Source organism: Neomesorhizobium albiziae (genome assembly GCF_900114255.1).
GTDB classification, from domain to species: domain Bacteria; phylum Pseudomonadota; class Alphaproteobacteria; order Rhizobiales; family Rhizobiaceae; genus Neomesorhizobium; species Neomesorhizobium albiziae.
On the sequence record NZ_FOSL01000036.1, the window covers coordinates 11,783 to 28,712 of the forward strand.

At 61.2% G+C, this 16,930-nt stretch carries 12 protein-coding genes and 6 pseudogenes; 7 read left to right on the top strand and 11 right to left on the bottom strand.

Annotation, left to right across the window (positions count from 1 at the left end; genetic code table 11):
- Position 1: 1 nt before the first annotated feature.
- The 8 genes from F3H98_RS27985 to F3H98_RS28020 all read right to left on the bottom strand — a co-directional run bounded on the left by F3H98_RS27985 (position 2) and on the right by F3H98_RS28020 (position 6,418).
- The gene (locus F3H98_RS27985) at positions 2-364 is read right to left on the bottom strand and encodes a type III secretion system chaperone family protein (protein WP_149763935.1); all 363 of its coding nucleotides are present in this window, start codon (positions 362-364) and stop codon (positions 2-4) included.
- Positions 361-1,695 carry a type III secretion system gatekeeper subunit SctW gene (gene sctW / locus F3H98_RS27990; protein WP_188130609.1) on the bottom strand — a complete coding sequence of 445 codons (1,335 nt, stop codon included), beginning with the start codon at positions 1,693-1,695 and terminating at the stop codon, positions 361-363. The genes F3H98_RS27985 and sctW overlap by 4 nt, the downstream gene beginning before the upstream one ends.
- 190 nt (positions 1,696-1,885) lie before the next feature.
- Positions 1,886-2,947 carry an EscU/YscU/HrcU family type III secretion system export apparatus switch protein gene (locus F3H98_RS27995; protein WP_149763939.1) on the bottom strand — a complete coding sequence of 354 codons (1,062 nt, stop codon included), beginning with the start codon at positions 2,945-2,947 and terminating at the stop codon, positions 1,886-1,888.
- The gene (sctT, locus tag F3H98_RS28000; RefSeq protein WP_149763942.1) at positions 2,944-3,741 is read right to left on the bottom strand and encodes a type III secretion system export apparatus subunit SctT; all 798 of its coding nucleotides are present in this window, start codon (positions 3,739-3,741) and stop codon (positions 2,944-2,946) included. The genes F3H98_RS27995 and sctT overlap by 4 nt, the downstream gene beginning before the upstream one ends.
- Before the next feature lie 103 nt (positions 3,742-3,844).
- Positions 3,845-4,108 carry a type III secretion system export apparatus subunit SctS gene (gene sctS / locus F3H98_RS28005; protein WP_149763944.1) on the bottom strand — a complete coding sequence of 88 codons (264 nt, stop codon included), beginning with the start codon at positions 4,106-4,108 and terminating at the stop codon, positions 3,845-3,847.
- Complete coding sequence (gene sctR / locus F3H98_RS28010; protein ID WP_149763960.1) at positions 4,108-4,770, bottom strand: type III secretion system export apparatus subunit SctR; 663 nt, start codon at positions 4,768-4,770, stop codon at positions 4,108-4,110. Before sctR ends, sctS begins: the two co-directional genes overlap by 1 nt.
- On the bottom strand, positions 4,770-5,753 hold the full coding sequence (sctQ, locus tag F3H98_RS28015; protein WP_188130610.1) for a type III secretion system cytoplasmic ring protein SctQ: 984 nt from the start codon (positions 5,751-5,753) through the stop codon (positions 4,770-4,772). Before sctQ ends, sctR begins: the two co-directional genes overlap by 1 nt.
- Positions 5,750-6,418, bottom strand: coding sequence for a hypothetical protein (locus tag F3H98_RS28020; protein WP_149763948.1), 669 nt, complete (start codon positions 6,416-6,418; stop codon positions 5,750-5,752). The genes sctQ and F3H98_RS28020 overlap by 4 nt, the downstream gene beginning before the upstream one ends.
- Positions 6,419-7,211: 793 nt before the next feature.
- Between F3H98_RS28020 and F3H98_RS28025 the strand changes: the two genes are divergently transcribed.
- The 3 genes and pseudogenes from F3H98_RS28025 to F3H98_RS32680 all read left to right on the top strand — a co-directional run.
- Positions 7,212-7,784: a hypothetical protein gene (locus tag F3H98_RS28025; RefSeq protein WP_149763950.1), complete on the top strand. Its 573-nt coding sequence runs from the start codon at positions 7,212-7,214 to the stop codon at positions 7,782-7,784.
- 535 nt (positions 7,785-8,319) lie between these two features.
- Positions 8,320-9,825: an IS21 family transposase gene (istA, locus tag F3H98_RS28030; protein WP_149763952.1), complete on the top strand. Its 1,506-nt coding sequence runs from the start codon at positions 8,320-8,322 to the stop codon at positions 9,823-9,825.
- Positions 9,822-10,394, top strand: a pseudogene (locus F3H98_RS32680) (ATP-binding protein); the annotation flags it as partial. The gene istA and the pseudogene F3H98_RS32680, both read left to right, overlap by 4 nt.
- A 108-nt stretch (positions 10,395-10,502) precedes the next feature.
- Here F3H98_RS32680 and F3H98_RS32685 read toward each other — a convergent pair.
- Positions 10,503-10,712 (bottom strand): annotated as a pseudogene (locus F3H98_RS32685) (DUF1403 family protein); the annotation flags it as partial.
- A gap of 125 nt (positions 10,713-10,837) precedes the next feature.
- Between F3H98_RS32685 and F3H98_RS28040 the strand changes: the two are divergent.
- Together F3H98_RS28040 and F3H98_RS28045 are read left to right on the top strand one after the other, a co-directional pair.
- Positions 10,838-11,949: pseudogene (locus F3H98_RS28040) on the top strand (tyrosine-type recombinase/integrase).
- Between the two features lie 76 nt (positions 11,950-12,025).
- A complete protein-coding gene (locus F3H98_RS28045; protein ID WP_149763956.1) occupies positions 12,026-13,192 on the top strand; it encodes an ATP-binding protein in 1,167 nt (388 codons plus the stop codon).
- Positions 13,193-13,330: 138 nt separating this feature from the next.
- Here the strand turns inward: F3H98_RS28045 and F3H98_RS28050 are convergent.
- Positions 13,331-13,789 (bottom strand): annotated as a pseudogene (locus F3H98_RS28050) (IS6 family transposase); the annotation flags it as partial.
- Between the two features lie 14 nt (positions 13,790-13,803).
- Between F3H98_RS28050 and F3H98_RS32460 the strand changes: the two are divergent.
- A pseudogene (locus F3H98_RS32460) lies at positions 13,804-14,378 on the top strand (recombinase family protein).
- Between the two features lie 61 nt (positions 14,379-14,439).
- Positions 14,440-15,007 (top strand): annotated as a pseudogene (locus tag F3H98_RS28060) (helix-turn-helix domain-containing protein); the annotation flags it as partial.
- Between the two features lie 955 nt (positions 15,008-15,962).
- Here F3H98_RS28060 and F3H98_RS28070 read toward each other — a convergent pair.
- A complete protein-coding gene (locus F3H98_RS28070; protein ID WP_149763957.1) occupies positions 15,963-16,619 on the bottom strand; it encodes a methyltransferase domain-containing protein in 657 nt (218 codons plus the stop codon).
- Positions 16,620-16,930: the final 311 nt, after the last annotated feature.

Here is a 16,930-nt window from a genome sequence, read left to right on the forward strand (position 1 = left end):
GTCACTCCGCCGCGGCATCAATTTCGTCGATGAGCCGCACGAGAACCTGCGCCGCAGATTCCAGAGTTGGAAGATCAACGCGGTCCATAGCCATACCAATGAGCAGGACCAGCAGCGCCTCGCCATTGAAGGCGACATGCACCATGAATGGCAGCGCACGATCCGGGTGTACCGCTCTGAGAGCCGCCGCGGCGGCACCCTTGCGGCGAAGCGGCATGGCACGCGTTAAGTACATTACGAAAGAGCCGTCGCGACATTCCAAGTGGAGATTGCCCGAACGCTCGAAACGCAGCGTTAATGGCGGCGTCTGCGGTGGAAGTCCCATCGCCGAGCAAAAGGCTTGAATGGCAGCTTCCGCGCTCATGCGCTCTCTTCCTGTCCAATGCGGATGTCCATCGCTTGCTGTACTGCCCGCAACGTCGTTCCTCGCGCCTCCAAGTCGCGGTAGACTCCGACCGGAATCATCGCGAGCAATTTTCGCGATTCGCGCAGTAGGGAAATCTGCAGATCCAGTTGAACGGCAGGAATTCCAAGCCGTTCCGGAATTGGAATGATCTTCGATGGATCAGGAACGATATCCTCAACGAGCGGCAATAACTGCTGCATCACGCCGGTAGCGGTGATGACGATCTTACTTTGTCGCCCGACCCGCTCGACCATCTCCCCGCAGCATTCGTGCACGGTATCCAACACTCGCAACGCCGATAATCCGCCGAGGATCTCACGTAGCCGAGCAGGCTCGATCGATGGACCAACCGAACCGATGTCCTCGCCGAGCGCGCGCGTAAGAAAAGTGACATGCCGAGCAAAGCCCTCAACTCCAAACCTATCGAGAATTCCCCTATATAGCCGAACCGGTCCTGGATCGCTGGAGATCGTGGCCCGATAGAAATCACTCAGCTCTGCAGCGATCTTCTTGTCACCCGCCGCTTCTTCAGACGCCACCATGGAAATATTGAGCCCGGCACGAACAGCCACCCCTTGCTTGGCCATGAGCTGGGCCTTGGCAGCATCCGTCCGTACGGCAACCTCGTCGAGACCCTCGCGTCGGAACTCTCGCGCCGCCAAGTCGAGTGCCGCATAGGCAAAAGAGGGATCCGCGAATCGCCGGCCAGCTTTGCGCAGTATGTCCTCCACGGCACAATCGCCACTGCGGATATCACGCAATAGCGCCTGCAACTCGGCACGGTTGAAAAACGGGAGCCGTTCGAAATAGGCATCAAGCTCGTCGACCGCGCTGAGCGGCGGCGCTACGCGTTCCTCCGAGATTTTGTGCTCAGCGTGCCCCGTCGATTCCATCACCTCGGAAAATCTGAAAGTGAGCTCTTCCTTTGCCTGCTCCAACAGGGTCGCATGTGTAGGCCTCTCGAGGCGAACAGCCTCACCGCGCCATGAGCCCACTGGCGTCGGGACCGGCTCGATCGCCGACCGATCAGAGCCGAGACGCAAAGAGGCCGTTCCGAATACTTCTGTCCCATCAGACATTGCTTTTAACTCCGTACGGTCGACGACGGATCGCTTGAGCATCCGGCCAACCCATATCCTTCTGGATTCCATCGCCAGCGCACTGCAGATGCCGACGTACGGGCTTCCCTGCGGGCCGACTTGCCATTCGTCGCTAGATGATGCAAGGCCGAATAGATCCAGATTCTTCTCGCCTTCAAGGTTCGGTGCTTGCTCCTTTCGAAGCTCCATCTGGACAGCGTACCACCCAGCCGAACGAGCCCGCGGTGGGGCTGCGCTCATTCCGTTTCCTGTGCGCCAAACCGGTACCCATTCATTATGAGGATGACAAATATATAGTTACTATGTGTTCATATGACATGCATATGGAGTGACCCGTAGACTTCGGTTGAAGCGTATCTTCGGCCAGCTGATACAGCGATTAGCGCGATCGATCGCCAGCCTCTGCCGCCAGCTTACCAAGCGCTCGAAGAACCTCGGCGAGAGGTTCGAGTAGATGTGACGGAATGTACTCGTCTACAAGGCCGTGCTCCAACAGCGCGCGCGCCAGCGGAATGTTTCGCATCACCGGCACAGCGGTAGCGACCGCGGCGTCGATCATACGCTGCGCCATGAGATCGGTACCAATGGCGCTGATCATGGGCAAGGAAGTGTGCCGCCGATCATAGTAAATCGCCACAGCGATATGCGTCGGATTGGTGATCAAGACGGTCGCCCGGCGCGATTGGTCGATCGTGTCCTTGGTGAGCAACTCCATATGGAGTTGTTTGCGTTTTCCTATGATCAGGGGGTCGCCTATACTCTCCTTGTATTCTCGATTCACCTCATCCTTCGACATCATGTTTTTCTTCGTGAATAGCAAACGTTGCAATGCGAGGTGCGCAATTGCCACCGTGAGAAAACTCAATGCCGTATAGATGGCGATACCGAGCAGCAGGTTACCTGTGACCGCGCTTAGGCAGGATATTCCGCAACTCGGCGTCCAGACGAGCGCGTGCATACCTTCGCGCAACAATAACAGAAGAACCAAGCCGACTATCAGAATCTTTGCGATCGACTTACCCAGTTCAATCAAATTCGCCAGCGAAACGATCCTTTTGACGTTCTCACTGGGACTGAGCTTCTTCAGCGACGGCGCGACCGGGCTGGGCGTGAACATGGGGCCATTCTGTATGATGTTGGCGCCCACGCCGATGACCAGAACGATGCCGATGAAGGCCGCCAGCATACGTTGTAGTTCGGCAACATAGACCTGCAAGAGCTTTTGAGTGACGCTCAGGAGGTCACCCTCGAGAAGCGGTAGGGGCAACAGGATCATTGCCTCAAGCCGGTCTATCACTCCGGGCAAGGAGGCGAAGAACAGAGCGAAGAATGCGATGATCAGTGCCGCGGATACAACTTCATTGCTGTGCGCGACCTGCCCCTTCTTGCGTAGGTCGCGCAGCCTTTTGGGAGTAGGCTTTTCGGTCTTTGCGCCGCTCATGATAACCACTTGGTGATGAGGTTGAATATCGTAACCGGTGACGGTACGTGCTTATCGGCCTCGGCCAGAACGATCGTGAGCGAAAGAACTAAGAGCAGGAGGCCCACCGCGCTCTTGACCGACATAGCGAGAAAGAAGACCTGCAGTTGTGGTGCGAAGCGGCTGATTAGTGCCAGACCCATTTCGCTGAGGAACATGGCAACGATAGCTGGACCGGCGAGCAGTAGCGTCAGCAACATGACGACATCTGCTAACTGCAGGACCCCCGTGACGAATGCCGGACCGAATACAGGTTGCAAGCTCCACAGAGGCCAGACGCGATGGGAGAAATAGAGCGCTTCGATCAGTGTGGAGAACCCGCCGGTGGCGAACAGCCACGTGACGAAGAGTTGGGCGAGCAGCGTTCCAAGCGGCGAGACCTGATTGCCACTCGCCGGATTCAAGAGGCTCATCATCGCGGCGCCCCTCTGGTTGTCGATGAAGGTGCCCGCCGCCTCAACACCCCAGATGGTCGCGGCAATGGGCATGCCGAGTACGAGGCCGAGCAAGAGTTCCTTCAGCCCCAGGCCCAGGATCAGCGTCATATGCGAGATATCGAGGTTCGCAGGCCTAGTTGCCCAAGCATGCGCCGTTACCGGGAGGCTCAATGCCATGATTGCGCCGTTGCGCGCCAGTCCGGTCACAATGTCGCGCCCCAGAATGGGTATGATCAGCATCATGCCCGTCGTACGCGCCATTGCAAGCGCAAGCACGATGAGGGCAGTATGCAAGAGAGACGGATCAAGTAGCGACATGGGCGGATCAGATAAATAGTCGAGAGCGGGCTCGCTGGGAGCCCCCTCATAGTTGCCGCGCGATGACAATAGACCGAACGAGTATATTCTCGTACCCTTGAACTTACATCGCGCCAATCTTGTCGAAGATATTTAGCGTATACCGATACATCTCCCCACTGAACCAGCTCGCAGTCGCCATCAAAACCAGGCTCACGCAAATCAGTTTCACCGCGAACGGAAGTGTCTGCTCTTGAACCTGAGTCAGGGCCTGCAGCACGCTGACGACCAGCCCGACCGCCGTAGCGACGACGATCGTAGGCATCGACAGAACCAGCGTCAATTTCAGCGCGTCGACGGCGATGTTGGCGAGAGTGGTGCTATTCATCACGCTGGTCCAGCATAGGACAAGACGAGACCGTGAATCAGGCGCTGCCATCCGTTCACGGCGACGAACAAGAACAGCTTGAACGGCAAGGATATCGTCATCGGCGAAACCATCATCATACCCATCGCCAGAAGGATATTCGAAATGACGAGGTCGATGACGATGAAAGGCAGGAACAGTAGGAAACCTATCTTGAACGCGTCCGCCAGCTCGGATGTGATGAATGCCGGGATCAAAATCATAAAGTCGTTTTCTGTTACAGCATCGGCGTCCGCTTCGCTCCACAATTCACGTGTCGTATTGGCGAAGAATTGCCGTTCCTGTCGCGACGTGTTCTTCAGGATAAATTCGCGAAATGGCTCTATAGCAAGCGGCAGCGTTTCGCTGAGCCCACGAAGATCTTCGAATGCGGTCGCCTTGTGGCGCACTGCTTCATATGCGTTCTTGGCCGCTGGCTGCATGATATATACGGAGAGCAGGATGGCGACCGCATTCAGTGCTATGTTTGGCGGAATGTTTTGGACGCCGAGGGCATTGCGGATCAGCCCGAACACGACGACGAGCTTGACGTACGACGTGACGGTAATCGCGAGGAAGGGGACGACCGCGATGGCACCGATCAAGGCGATCAGGGCAACGGGATCAGGCAACCCGGCGTTCATCACTCGGCTCGTTCCAGGCGCATGTCTAGGATACGCACACCTGTCCGATCGGCGATGCGCACCAACTCGCCGGCCGCGACCGCCTGCCCATTGACTCGCAAAGTGATATTGGTCGTGGCGTCGAAACCAAGATCCAGTACCTGGCCCACAGCGAGTTCACGAAGCTGCTTGAGCGACATGGTCAGTTGTCCGACATCCACATCGACTGGGAGGTCGATGCCGTCGAACGTTTCCGGAGGGAGAGAGTCTGGTCTATCCATCATGCGATCCACTGCTGAAAGGACTGCAAGGCGGCCATCCATGATCGAGGCGCGAAATCGTGAACTGCCAGAGAAGCACAGTAGAACGTTCATCGCGCCGTCATAGGCGACCGGTGAGACGTCGAGCAGGATGACGTCGCCTCGCGCGAGTGCCTGTAGTTCCGCCAAGGTAAGGTTCACCCGAGCGACTCTCAGATCGAGAGAGATGGCCAGATCGTCGAGCACTGCGCACACGACCGGCAGTGCACCGCAGCAGCCGGCGATCCATTCGAGGCCGCCGGCATCGAATTCTACCAAGCCGAGGAGTTTGTCCGGACCGTCCAGGCGAACAAGCCTAATTGCGTAGGGAAGCGCTCCCGTAATCTCGGACGAAGACCAGATGGGCCGCTGACCGCACCATCGTTCCACCTGAATCCCGACATCGCGTAGGACGATGTCGAACAGGATTTCCCGCAAGCCGTCATCCAGTGGCAGCGTCGTGATGTCTGGCCAATGTGTCACCGCTATGGGCGGAAGGAGCATCGAGTCGATCGCGATGCGAAAATTGTGGCCGCGTAGGCGTATCATGACCCGGCGGTAATCCACCGGAACATCCGGCAGCGTCGAACCGGGCATGACGGCTGCCACGTCGAGGCCAGCGAGACTGAAAACGGCCGGCAAGCGGGCAGCAAGACGCGAAATGGCAGCCGCCTCTCGTGGACTATAGCAAGGGAGATCGATCACGTGCCCTTCTCGGCTATATGGTGGAGAACTGGCTCCAGCCCGCGAGACCCCCCGTTGTTGTCCTGTTCCTCCGGCGTGGAGCTGTGGGCACCTACCGTCACCGCGACCCGCATGCCGAGCCGATTGGACAAGTCGCGCGCAAACGCATGGCCCTGGAACTGCAGGATGGGCCAAAGGCGCTCGGATTCGATGAATATTCGCAAGGTATCGTGCCGATAACTGATGGTCACGCGCGTATCGCCGAGCAGCTCCCCGTGGAGCACGATTTGCACTGTGCTGTCGCCGACATTGTCTCGGCCCACCGAAATGCGATCAGCTATTGCCTCCGCCAATTCGGCGAGTTCGGCTGATCGTGGCGCCGTCCCCTGCTCGGTCGCCTCCTGAATCTCTATAGAAGTTTTCAGGATGGCGCCGCCGAGCAAGGTGGCACCAAGGAAGTAGAGCAGGTTTTGACCAGTGGGCGCCTCGCTGCCGTGTTCTGCCGACTCAAGCTCGTAGTTGCCGGGACCCTTGCCGGGTGCGTCGTCGAATGACCCGCACGCATTCAAATTCGTCTCATGGAGCATCTGCGAGAACCGCTCGATGTCCCCAAGGTGCGCGCACCACGGCGCAGCAGCCATCCCCGCAGGTAGGGCGGAACACTCACTCCGCGTGACGACCGACATCGCAGCATGCCTCGCTAGTGTGTGGCCTCGCATAAGGTCGATGCCCAACGATTCCGACGACTGTCGCAATGGAACTGGTTAACCCAATATACATAGGTTGAAGAATTTCCTTAGGAACCTCATTCATGGTATCGGCAAGCTTGCCCCCATGGCTCGATCGAGTTCGGACAAGCTGTGGATGCAAGTCATTGGGTCCCAATGAATCATTCCCGTCACGGCGACGGATGTCCCGAAATCACCCCACTGCCAGGGAAGGGGCATCCGCTCATCGTCGAGCTGTCGTTTACATTCCAATCTGCTCAACGCGGGCCGGAAGCAAATACCGTGTCGATATTGCATCATCTGTCCTTCTTATGAATGAGCTCTGAATACGTTCCCCCTCAGTCCTCTTGATAGGCAGTGGCCACCCCAGAACTCGGCAGGAGATCCACATGTCCGACAACCGCATTCGCCGCGCTGGCAACTCAGGGATATATCACACGGGAACCGCCTGGAGCTCCAAAGAGGATGCTCAGGTATATTCCTGCGGGTGCAGGACATGATCCCGCTTGCCGGAGGCCGGTGTCTGGGAGAAGGTTATAGACGAACCACTACTGCGTGACCGCGACCGTCGAGGTCGAAGCCGAGGATAGGCGCCGGGCGGCAATGCGCGCCTACCCCATCCTCAACGACGAAACGCCTCCCACCTTTACATTAAGGACGCCGAGGTGAGGCAAAGGAGGCCCTGGCCCCCGCCTTTAAGGGTGAACTGTTTTCGGCCACATAGCCACGAAAGAGTGGTGGGGACTAAGCTGTGGCAGACAAGGACTCCACAGAGGAGCAATTGAAAGCGGAGCTTGACAAGATCGAGAAGGAGCTGGCTGCGGCACTGGACGACGGCCTGACTGAGCTGAGGGGGATCAACGAGGAGACTGCCGCCCTGCAACGGGAGCGGGATCTGGATCGGGAGACCGCATGGTTCAGAGCCAACGCGGCCGTTCGCCCCTCAACCTCGCTCGTGACGCTTGGCGCCTTCACGCCCCTGGTGAGCGTTCTCTTCCACACCAACCCCGTCGCCTTCATGCAGACCCAGGAGCTCGCCGGCGCCGTTGTTGGTTGTTTGGTAGGCGCATATGTCTTACATAGGGTAGGAAGAGGCATCCTCGAAAAGGATCCAGTCAATGAGCCCTTGCGGTTTCTGATCTTCGCCGGTGCGCTCGCCGCGATCCTTATTTGGGCGTTCGCCAGCAAGGCTGTGCATTCGATCGCCGCGTCAATGACCGCATCAAGCGGGAAAAGGCGCTGTCTAGCGCGCCCGCGGACTACCGAGGTAAGCTCAAAGCTCCAAAAGCAGATCTCCAGGAAGGATCCAAACAGACTGGTCTGATGAGTTTGGCCGGCGTGAATGAGTGGAGTTTTGCCCTCGCTGAAGTTGCTATGGCAGGCAGGCGCATCGCCTGCTTGCGGTGAAAGCCGCTCACCGCCACGAACTCATCGAGAATGCGCGACTTCTCTGCCCGGTCGCTTCGGGCGTAGCGCGCCGTTACCGCACTCACCAGCTCGTCCCCGCGCCGCCATGCTGGCCTGCCTCATCTGATTTGCTCCTGCCACACAAATGCGGGGAGCAAATCAGATGAGGCAACGGCTCAACATCTAGGAACAATTCAAGCGAGGCAATGCGAACCCTCGACCGAATTGACGTGGACAGTGTCGCGAACATATTCGTGTGTTGAGCGACAACCTTCCTGACCGGTAGCGACAAGCAACTTGACCGCTGCCGCCGATCGACGGCGGGCCCATACTAGCCCGGCCGGAGAGAGGCAGCAGTGGACTGAAGTTGTAGATGTTGAGCTTGAGGCGGGCGCTGATCGCTGCGGGGCTGGTAGACCGGGAATCTCTGTCGTCCAAAACGGAGGTCCCGGGTGCCAGGCAAGCCCATCAACGACCAGCAAATGAGACTCTACATGCGTGAACGTCAGCTTTATACCCAGAAGATCGCCGCGGCCCGCGCCGGCTTCAGCGAACGCACCGCCCGCCGGATCGAGGCCGATCCCCGCCCGCCTTCGCAATGCAAGCCGGTGCGCGGGCGCACCGTGCCGGATCCGCTTGGCGATGTCTGGAAGGACGAGCTTGAGCCGATGCTTGAGCGCAATGCCGCGATCCGGGCCGTCACCCTGCTGCGCTATCTCCAGCAGCAATATCCGGACCGCTTTGCCGATAGCATCCGCCGTACGATCGAGCGCCGGGTGCGCGACTGGCGCGCCCGGCGCGGACCGGACAAGGTGGTCATCTTCCGGCAGGCTCCGGTGCCGGGCCAGATGGCCTTGTCGGATTTCACCGACGCCGGCAGCCTTGGCATCAGCATCGCCGGCACACCCTTTGCGCACCGGCTCTACCATTTCGTGCTCGCCTACAGCGGCTGGGAGCATGCCGGTGTTGTTCTGGGTGGCGAGAGCTTCACCGCGCTCGCCGAGCACCTCCAGAACGCCCTGTGGACCCTGGGTGGCGTGCCGGCCGAGCATCGCACCGACAGCCTGTCGGCAGCCTTCAAGAACCTCAGCCGGGAGCAGGCCGACGACATCACCCGGCGCTATCTGGAACTCTGCGGGCACTACCGGATCAAGCCAAGCCCCAACAATCCCGGCGAGGCGCACGAGAATGGCACCGTCGAAGCCCACCATGGACACCTCAAGGACGCGCTCGACCAGGCGCTGATGCTGCGCGGCAGCCGCGACTTCGCCAGCTTCGACAGCTACCGCCACTTCCTCGATCAGCTGGTTGGCCGCCGGAACCTCCGGCGCCGCGACGCGGTGCGGACCGAGTTGGCGAGCCTGCGGCCGTTGCCGCAGCGCCGCACCACCGACTTCGTCGAGATCGTTGCGCCGGTCACCCGCACCGGCGGCTTCCAGGCCTGCGGCGTGTTCTACAGCGCGCCGAGCCGGCTGATCGGCCATCGCCTGCGCGTACACATCTATGACGACCGCATCGAAGCCTTCCTCGGCAATACACATGTCGTCACCCACCAACGTGCCCGCGGTCGCGGCGACGGGCGGCGTGTGCACGTCGTCGATTACCGTCACGTGATCCACGCCCTCAAGCGCAAGCCGATGGCGCTCGCCGGCTCCGTCTACCGCGACGGTCTGTTTCCCCGGGACGAGTATCGCCGCGCCTGGATCGCCCTCAGCGAAGCGCTGCCGCGCAAGCAGGCTTGCAAGCGAATGGTCGGTCTTCTGGCCCTGGCGCATGAGGAGGCGTGCGAGGCCGAACTGGCGGGGCTGATCGCCGCCGAAGTGCGGGCCCGGCGCTTGCCCGATCCCGTCGAGCTGCGCCACCGGATCGCCGGCCGCAAACGCGACCTGCCGGTTGACGTGCCGGTCGTCCTCACCCCACTCGCCACCTATGACAGCCTGTTGGAGGCCCGCTCATGACCGTGCAAGTCGATCTCCACAAGCTGCCGATCATGCTCACGGCCCTGCGCCTGCCGAGCTTCCAGCGCCACTGGCAAGAACTCGCCGAACGGGCCGATAGCGAGGGCTGGCAGGCGGCACGCTTCCTCGCCGCCCTGGCCGAACTCGAGCTCGCCCTACGCGACACCCGCAGGATCCAGCGCCATCTTGCCGAGGCCAGACTGCCGGCAGGCAAGACCCTGGCGACCTTCGAGTTCGCCGCGCTGCCCGCCATCCCCAAGGCCAAAATCACCGCGCTCGCCGCCGGCGACTGGCTCGATGCCGGCGCCAACCTCATCGCGATCGGCAATTCCGGATCCGGCAAAACCCATATCTTGTCGGCGATCGGTCATGCCCTCGTCGAGGCCGGCTATCGCGTTCTTTACACCCGAACCACCGACCTCGTGCAGCGGCTTCAGGCGGCTCGCCGTGACCTCGCGCTCGAGGCCGCGCTGGCAAAGCTCGACAAGTTCCACCTCCTGATCCTCGACGACATCACCTATGCCCACAAGGATCAGGCCGAGACATCCGTCCTGTTCGAACTGATCGCCACCCTGCAAGGCGACGCCAGGCGAGGAGCAGAAGACCGGCTGGGCCGACATCGTCGCCCGGCCCGCCGCCCGCGCCGTTACCCCGACGGCAGCAACCGCCAGCCGATGCCGCCAGGCGCCGGCCCATCGCTCCTGCCGGCGGACGGCCGCATCAAGCGCGCCGAGGGCGGCGCGGGACGCTATCGCAGCATCCTCAACGGTTTGCGCCGTCCCGACGGCGCTGCGCAGCCAGGATGGCACAGTCGCCATGCGCGCGGGCGGCGCGGTGCCGAGCGGCTGGACCACGTGCCGCTGAGAAGGCTGGGGGCGGAGAATCATCGCCGACGAGCATGAATCAAGCCGGCGCTTCTGGCAGCGAAAATGACGCCAAACCGCCGCGCCCGTCGACAGCTTTTTACGTCCGGTAATTGCTTATCGGACGTAAGCGGCTAGCCTGCCAAAGCATGGAAGAGTCCCCATCGAAACCCACCAAAATCGACCTCCCGCCCGCCGACCACAAAGATGGCGATCTGCCCGATATCGTCGATCTGGTGATGGAAATGGGCGCCTCACCCCCCACCTCGTGGGCGCCGGCGCGGCTGGAAGCCCTCGTCGAGACCGCCACGGCCTACGCCAGGCCGCCAGCTCCGAGAACACGACAGACGCCTACGCCAAGGACTGGCGGCATTTCACCAGCTGGTGCCGCCGGGAAGGCTTCGATCCGCTGCCGCCTTCGAGCCAGGTCATCGGCCTCTACATCGGCGCCTGCGCCGCCGGTGATCCGAAACGCGGCCTGCCATCGCTCTCCGTGGCGACCATCGAGCGGCGCCTCTCCGGCCTTGCCTGGAACTTTACCCAGCGCGGCCTGCCAATGGATCGATCCGATCGGCATATCGCCACCGTGCTCGCCGGCATTCGCCGCAAGCACGCAAAGCCGCCGCGGCAGAAGGAAGCCGTGCTCGGCGACGATCTCTTGGCGATGATTGCGACGCTCGGCCATGATTTGCGCGGCCTGCGCGACCGCGCCATCCTGCTGCTCGGCTTCGCCGGCGGCCTGCGCCGCTCCGAAATCATCGGTCTCGACGTCGTGCGGGACGACCACAGCGATGGCGCCGGCTGGATCGAGATCTTTCCGGACAAGGGCGTGCTCGTCACGCTCAGGGGAAAAACCGGCTGGCGCGAGGTCGAGGTCGGCCGCGGCTCCAGCGACCTCTCCTGCCCCGTCGTCGCGCTCGAGAGCTGGATCCGTTTCGGCCGCATTGCGCGAGGCCCGCTTTTCCGCCGCATTTTTCGGGACAACAAGACCGTCGACGTCGAGCGGCTCTCCGACAAGCATGTCGCCCGCCTGGTCAAGCAGACGGCGCTCGCCGCCGGCGTCCGCGCCGATCTTCCGGAAGGCGAGCGCGCGCTGCTGTTCTCAGGGCACTCGCTGCGCGCCGGCCTTGCCTCGTCGGCCGAGATCGAGGAGCGTTGCGTGCAAAAACAGCTCGGCCATGCCTCGGCCGAGATGACCCGCAAATACCAGCGCCGGCGCGACCGGTTCCGGACCAACCTCACCAAGGCGTCGGGGCTCTGAGAAGGCCCCTGCCTCTGCGAGCCTGCACAGTCGATTCTTCCTTGCAAAACTGGAACTGTACTCCATAATTGCAAGGATGATCGAGCGCCGCATCACCACAGAACTCACCGAGCTGCTCTACAGCATGCCCGCCGTGGCGCTGCTCGGGCCGCGTCAGGTCGGCAAGACCACCCTCGCGCTCGAAATAGCCGAACGGCGACCTTCGATCTATCTCGACCTTGAATCCGACGCCGACCGCGCCCGGCTTGCCGAGCCGGAACTCTATCTGGCCGAGCATGAGGATAAGCTGGTCATTTTGGATGAGGTGCACCGGCTACCGAACCTGTTCCAAAACCTGCGCGGCCTGATCGACCGAGGTCGGCGCAGCGGCCGCAAAGCCGGCCGCTTCCTGCTGTTGGGATCGGCGTCGATCGATCTCCTGAAGCAGTCAGGCGAAACCCTTGCCGGCCGCATCGCCTATCTCGAAATGCATCCGATCGACGGTCTCGAGGTCGGCGCCGCCGACCTCGGGCCGCTATGGGTGCGCGGCGGCTTCCCCGACAGCTTCCTGGCCGCCAACGACCGCGCCAGCCAGCGGTGGCGGCTGGATTTCATCCGCACCTATCTGGAACGTGACATCCCCCTCCTCGGTCCGCGCATCCCGGCCGAGACGCTGCGACGTTTCTGGACCATGCTGGCGCACCACCCAGCCGGCCTGCTCAACGCCGCCGAGTTCGCCCGCGCGCTCGGCGTCGACGGCAAGACCGTTGCGTCCTATCTCGACCTGCTCGTCGATCTACTGCTGGTTCGCCGGCTGGAACCCTGGCACGCCAATGTCGGCAAGCGCCTGGTCAAATCCCCACGCGTCTATGTCCGCGACAGCGGCATCGCCCACGCGCTGCTTGGTCTCGCCACGCAGGAAGACGTGCTTGGACATCCGGTGGCCGGTGCCTCCTGGGAAGGGTTTGTGATCGAAACCCTCACCGCCGCCGCCCCCGCCGGCACGCTGAGCCATTTCTACCGAACCGCCGCGGGCGCGGAGATCGACCTGCTGCTCACATTGCCGGGCCAGCGCCTCTGGGCCATCGAAATCAAGCGCAGCTTGACACCGAAGGTGGAAAAAGGGTTCCACCAGGCCTGCGACGACCTTGCTCCGGAGCGGCGCATGGTCGTCTTTCCGGGATCGGAACGTTTTCCTCTCCAGCATGGCATCGAAGCGATGCCCCTGCAGGACCTGGGCCGGGCGCTGCTCGGCGAAGCCTGATGCAAAAGCTCCGGCTTTCATCCCGTCAGGGCGAGGGCTCAAAGGCCCCTCCCCTCCCCCACGCGTGTGAAGGCGTAGGGTGAAGACCGAGGGGTTCGGTTTTCGCCTTTGGGCTTCAATTGAAATCCGGAAGTGAAAGCGACAATCCTGCAAGCGATTTGTGATGTCACAGGAAACGATAGCCTCGTGGTTGGTCTGGCTACCATCGATGACGACGCGGTCGGGCCGGCCATGACGTGCCAGCGCTTTTCTGAAGAACCGCTTGGCCGAGGGGCAGGTCACGCTGCTCGCTGAACCAGAATTCGACTGTGTCGCCGACACTGTCGATGGCGCGGTAAAGATACATCCACTGGCCGCGGACCTTGATGTACGTCTCGTCGACATGCCACTTCCCGGTCACGCTACGCTTGCGCCGATTGAAGCGCTCCAGCAGTAGCGGTGCGAAACGAATGGTCCAGCGGTGAATGGTCGTGTGGTCGACGGCGATCCCCGCTCTGCCATCATCTCCTCAAGATCACGCAGGCTGAGATTGTAGGACAGGTACCAGCGCACGCAAAGCAGGATCACTGACTGGTCGAACTGGCGGCCCTTGAACATCTAATCCTCCGAAAATGTCGAAGGGGTCTTGCCACAGCGCCGGTAATCAAAACGTTGCAACACATCCAGCCGGCATCGTTCATCCCTTCACAAACCACTTGCCTTACGGCACCATAAGGAAAGAGGATTATGACAGGCTCCGCACCGGGATTCTCGTGGACGCCCTCGGCCTTGTGCTGATCGGCTATGCCCGGGTAAGCAAGGGAGATGAGCAGTCGAACAAGACTCAGGCACGCGCACTTGCCGATGCCGGCTGCACGCGCGTGTTCGAGGAGAAGGCTTCCGGCGGGCGATGGGATCGGCCCGAACTACATCGCATGCTCGATCAGTTGCGAAAGGCGACACTGTCGTCGTTTGGAAGCTCGACCGCCTGTCGCGCTCGCTCAAGGACGTGCTCCATATCATGGAGACGATCTCCGTGGTTGGTGCGGGTTTCCGATCTCTGACAGAAGCGATCGATACCACCACGCCGGCGGGGCGCATGATGATGCAGATGGAACTTGGCGACCGGGACAAGATCGCCCGGCGCAGCAAGGACTACGAGCAGCGTTTCGCCAATCCGCGGCGATGCTCTTCGCTAATGGATTGATCGGATCAAAAGAGTCCGATTTTGGGATTCCGTTTTGCGGTGTGGCGTGCGAGTTTGATGCATGCGCAATGGCATCTCCTTCACCGTTTCGGCCAGCGACCGTCAGCGCTTGCAAGCGATCGTCGCGGCCCCTGGAAGCCCGCAGAAGCATGTCTGGCGGGCGCGTATTGTCCTTCTGAGCGGCGATGGTCTGGGCACCTCGGCAATCATGGCCGAGACCGACAAGTCCAAGACCTGTGTCTGGCGCTGGCAGGAGCGGTTCATGCACGAAGGCGGCGGTGGACTGCTTCGCGACCGGTCCCGTCTGCCTGGAAAGGCGCCGGTCCCGCCGAAGCATCGCCGAGATCGTCCGCCTGACGCAGGCTCCGCCGCCGCATGAGGCGACCCATTGGACGCTGCGCGCGATGGCCAAGGTCGCCGGCATTTCAGCGTCGACGGTGCAGGGTATCTGGAAGGCCCACGGTCTCAGCCCGCATCGCTGGCGGCACTTCAAGCTCTCCAACGACCCGGCCTTCGCCGAGAAGCTGACGACCATCGTTGGCTTGTATGTCGATCCGCCGGCTCATGCCGTGGTGCTGTCGGTCGACGACAAGTCGCAGATCCAGGCCCTCGACCGAACCCAGCCCGGCGCCGCTCCCGCTCCCGCTCCGGCCCACTGGCCGGACGAAACCGCCCAGGCCGAATTGATGTTGCCGCCGCCCGAAATCGCGCCTGCAACGAGTTCGCGAGTCGCCGCGTCGCCTGCCGCATAGAGACCGGGAACCGAGGTCTGGTGTCGCTTTGACTCTAAATCTGAGACACGATGCGCTGGACGCTCCAGGCGTTGCCGTGGTCGCTTTCACGATCTTCTTTTCACCGCGCCGCTTGGCACGCTTCTGGAGGTCGATGTCCTCAAGGCGGGCTTCGATCGTGCGCCGATGCGGCGGCTTGCGGCCGGCCAATATGCAATTCATTTGCACTTCCCGGACCAGCCGCGAGATACTCGGCCGGTTCCGTTTCAGATAGAAGCTCGCGATCGTCGCGCGGATGATCTCTTCCCGCTCCTCGTCGAGGGCGCGATGCCCTTCGGGACGCCCGGGCTTGCGATCCACCAGCGACATGACGTTCCCACCGGCGTTGAATAAATTAATCAATCGATAGGTTGTCGCTTGGCTCAGTTCGAGCTGGGCCGCTAGGCCGGCGACATTGTCGACAGTTGAGCGGCTCGTTCGATGCTTCAGGAAATCGCGGATCATATCCGCGCGGCGGCACGCTTCATCCCAAAGCTGTTCGTCAATCTCGTTGGGAAATGAATCAATCATCGTGGCTCACGGGGAAAAAGGTCACGAGACCTGATTCTCACATTAAGTGCCATACGCCAAGCCAGATTATCAAATTAAGTGCAAATTCTCAGATTAAGTGCACAGCTATCCAATTGAAATCATTGTCGAGGGATTCTCATGGTTAAGTGCAAAGCGACACGCCCGCATGCCAGGCACTCGGCAGGCTTGCTACGAACGCGGCCGGGTCGGGTGGTTCGGATGTCGTCGGCGGCGGTGTTTCGCCGTCAGCCAGGGCTGCGAGATAGGGCCGCGACTACTTCGCTCACTCGGCAGTAGCTTCAAAGAGGGCCACGGCTCCCCTCAGTTCGACTTTCACGTTTGAAAAGCGCTCGCCGAGCGCGGTTTCAAGGTCTTCAACTGTATCCGCGGCGTTCGAGAAAATGCCCTTCCTGTTGTAAAGGTTCATGAGCGCCCGGGCAGGCCGCGAACGCGGAACACTACCCTGCAGGATCGTCGCCCCGAACACACGAGCACCTGGTGCCAACAGCGGGCGCAGATGGTCAAAGGCGACAGCCTTTTCCGGGATCGTCCCGGGGAGGCAGTGAAACAGATAGCAAAGCCCGGCCGACTCGACGGGTTCAAGCGGCGGAAGCGGCGCAAGGATGTTGGCTTGAACGGTCCGCGGCGCGTGCATCCGGATGCGCTTACCCGCAACGGCAAGGCAGTCGGGATTAGGGTCGAGAAGCGTGATGGCAGGATTGGGAACGGGCCATTTGGCTTTTTCGAGGAAGTAGCCGGTGCCAACCCCGACGTCGAGGTGACGGGCAGAGACGTTGCGGTCGTAAAGCCTGCGCAACTCCTGCGTTGGGCAACGCCACAGAAGATGGTTTGAGAACCCCAACACAACCCAGTCGTATGTGCGCAGCACCATCGGCGAATAGATCGCGTGACCTGCCTCGATCTTTGCCAGTGTAGCCATGTGCGCTCCAGTTCATCAGAAACTTCAATCATGGGCTCATCAAGAGCTCCATACCGGACGGTGCGGCGGAGAGGAAAGAACATCTTTCCCGCATTCCTTCCTCATCATGCCCAAAGGCAGAAAGGGCGGACATGCTCGTTGAACATGTCGGGCTGCTCCATGTTGCTCAGGTGCCCCGCGTACGGCATGATGTCAAGCCCCGCGCCTGGAATTGCAGGGCTGCGAACTCAGATGCTATGGGGCGAGCGGCGAGGGTGTGGCATCCTTCGGCGCTGTCAAAACCACCATCAGAAGGAGGCGCCCCATGTCGC

What these genes read in the sequence shown, in the direction of transcription:
- F3H98_RS27985 (WP_149763935.1), bottom strand. Translation starts at nt 364, where the DNA reads ATGAGCGCGGAAGCTGCCATTCAAGCCTTTTGCTCGGCGATGGGACTT.
- sctW (WP_188130609.1), bottom strand. Translation starts at nt 1,695, where the DNA reads ATGGAGCTTCGAAAGGAGCAAGCACCGAACCTTGAAGGCGAGAAGAAT.
- F3H98_RS27995 (WP_149763939.1), bottom strand. Translation starts at nt 2,947, where the DNA reads ATGAGCGGCGCAAAGACCGAAAAGCCTACTCCCAAAAGGCTGCGCGAC.
- sctT (WP_149763942.1), bottom strand. Translation starts at nt 3,741, where the DNA reads ATGTCGCTACTTGATCCGTCTCTCTTGCATACTGCCCTCATCGTGCTT.
- sctS (WP_149763944.1), bottom strand. Translation starts at nt 4,108, where the DNA reads ATGAATAGCACCACTCTCGCCAACATCGCCGTCGACGCGCTGAAATTG.
- sctR (WP_149763960.1), bottom strand. Translation starts at nt 4,770, where the DNA reads ATGAACGCCGGGTTGCCTGATCCCGTTGCCCTGATCGCCTTGATCGGT.
- F3H98_RS28020 (WP_149763948.1), bottom strand. Translation starts at nt 6,418, where the DNA reads ATGTCGGTCGTCACGCGGAGTGAGTGTTCCGCCCTACCTGCGGGGATG.
- F3H98_RS28045 (WP_149763956.1), top strand. Translation starts at nt 12,026, where the DNA reads ATGATCGAGCGCCGCATCACCACAGAACTCACCGAGCTGCTCTACAGC.
- F3H98_RS28070 (WP_149763957.1), bottom strand. Translation starts at nt 16,619, where the DNA reads ATGGCTACACTGGCAAAGATCGAGGCAGGTCACGCGATCTATTCGCCG.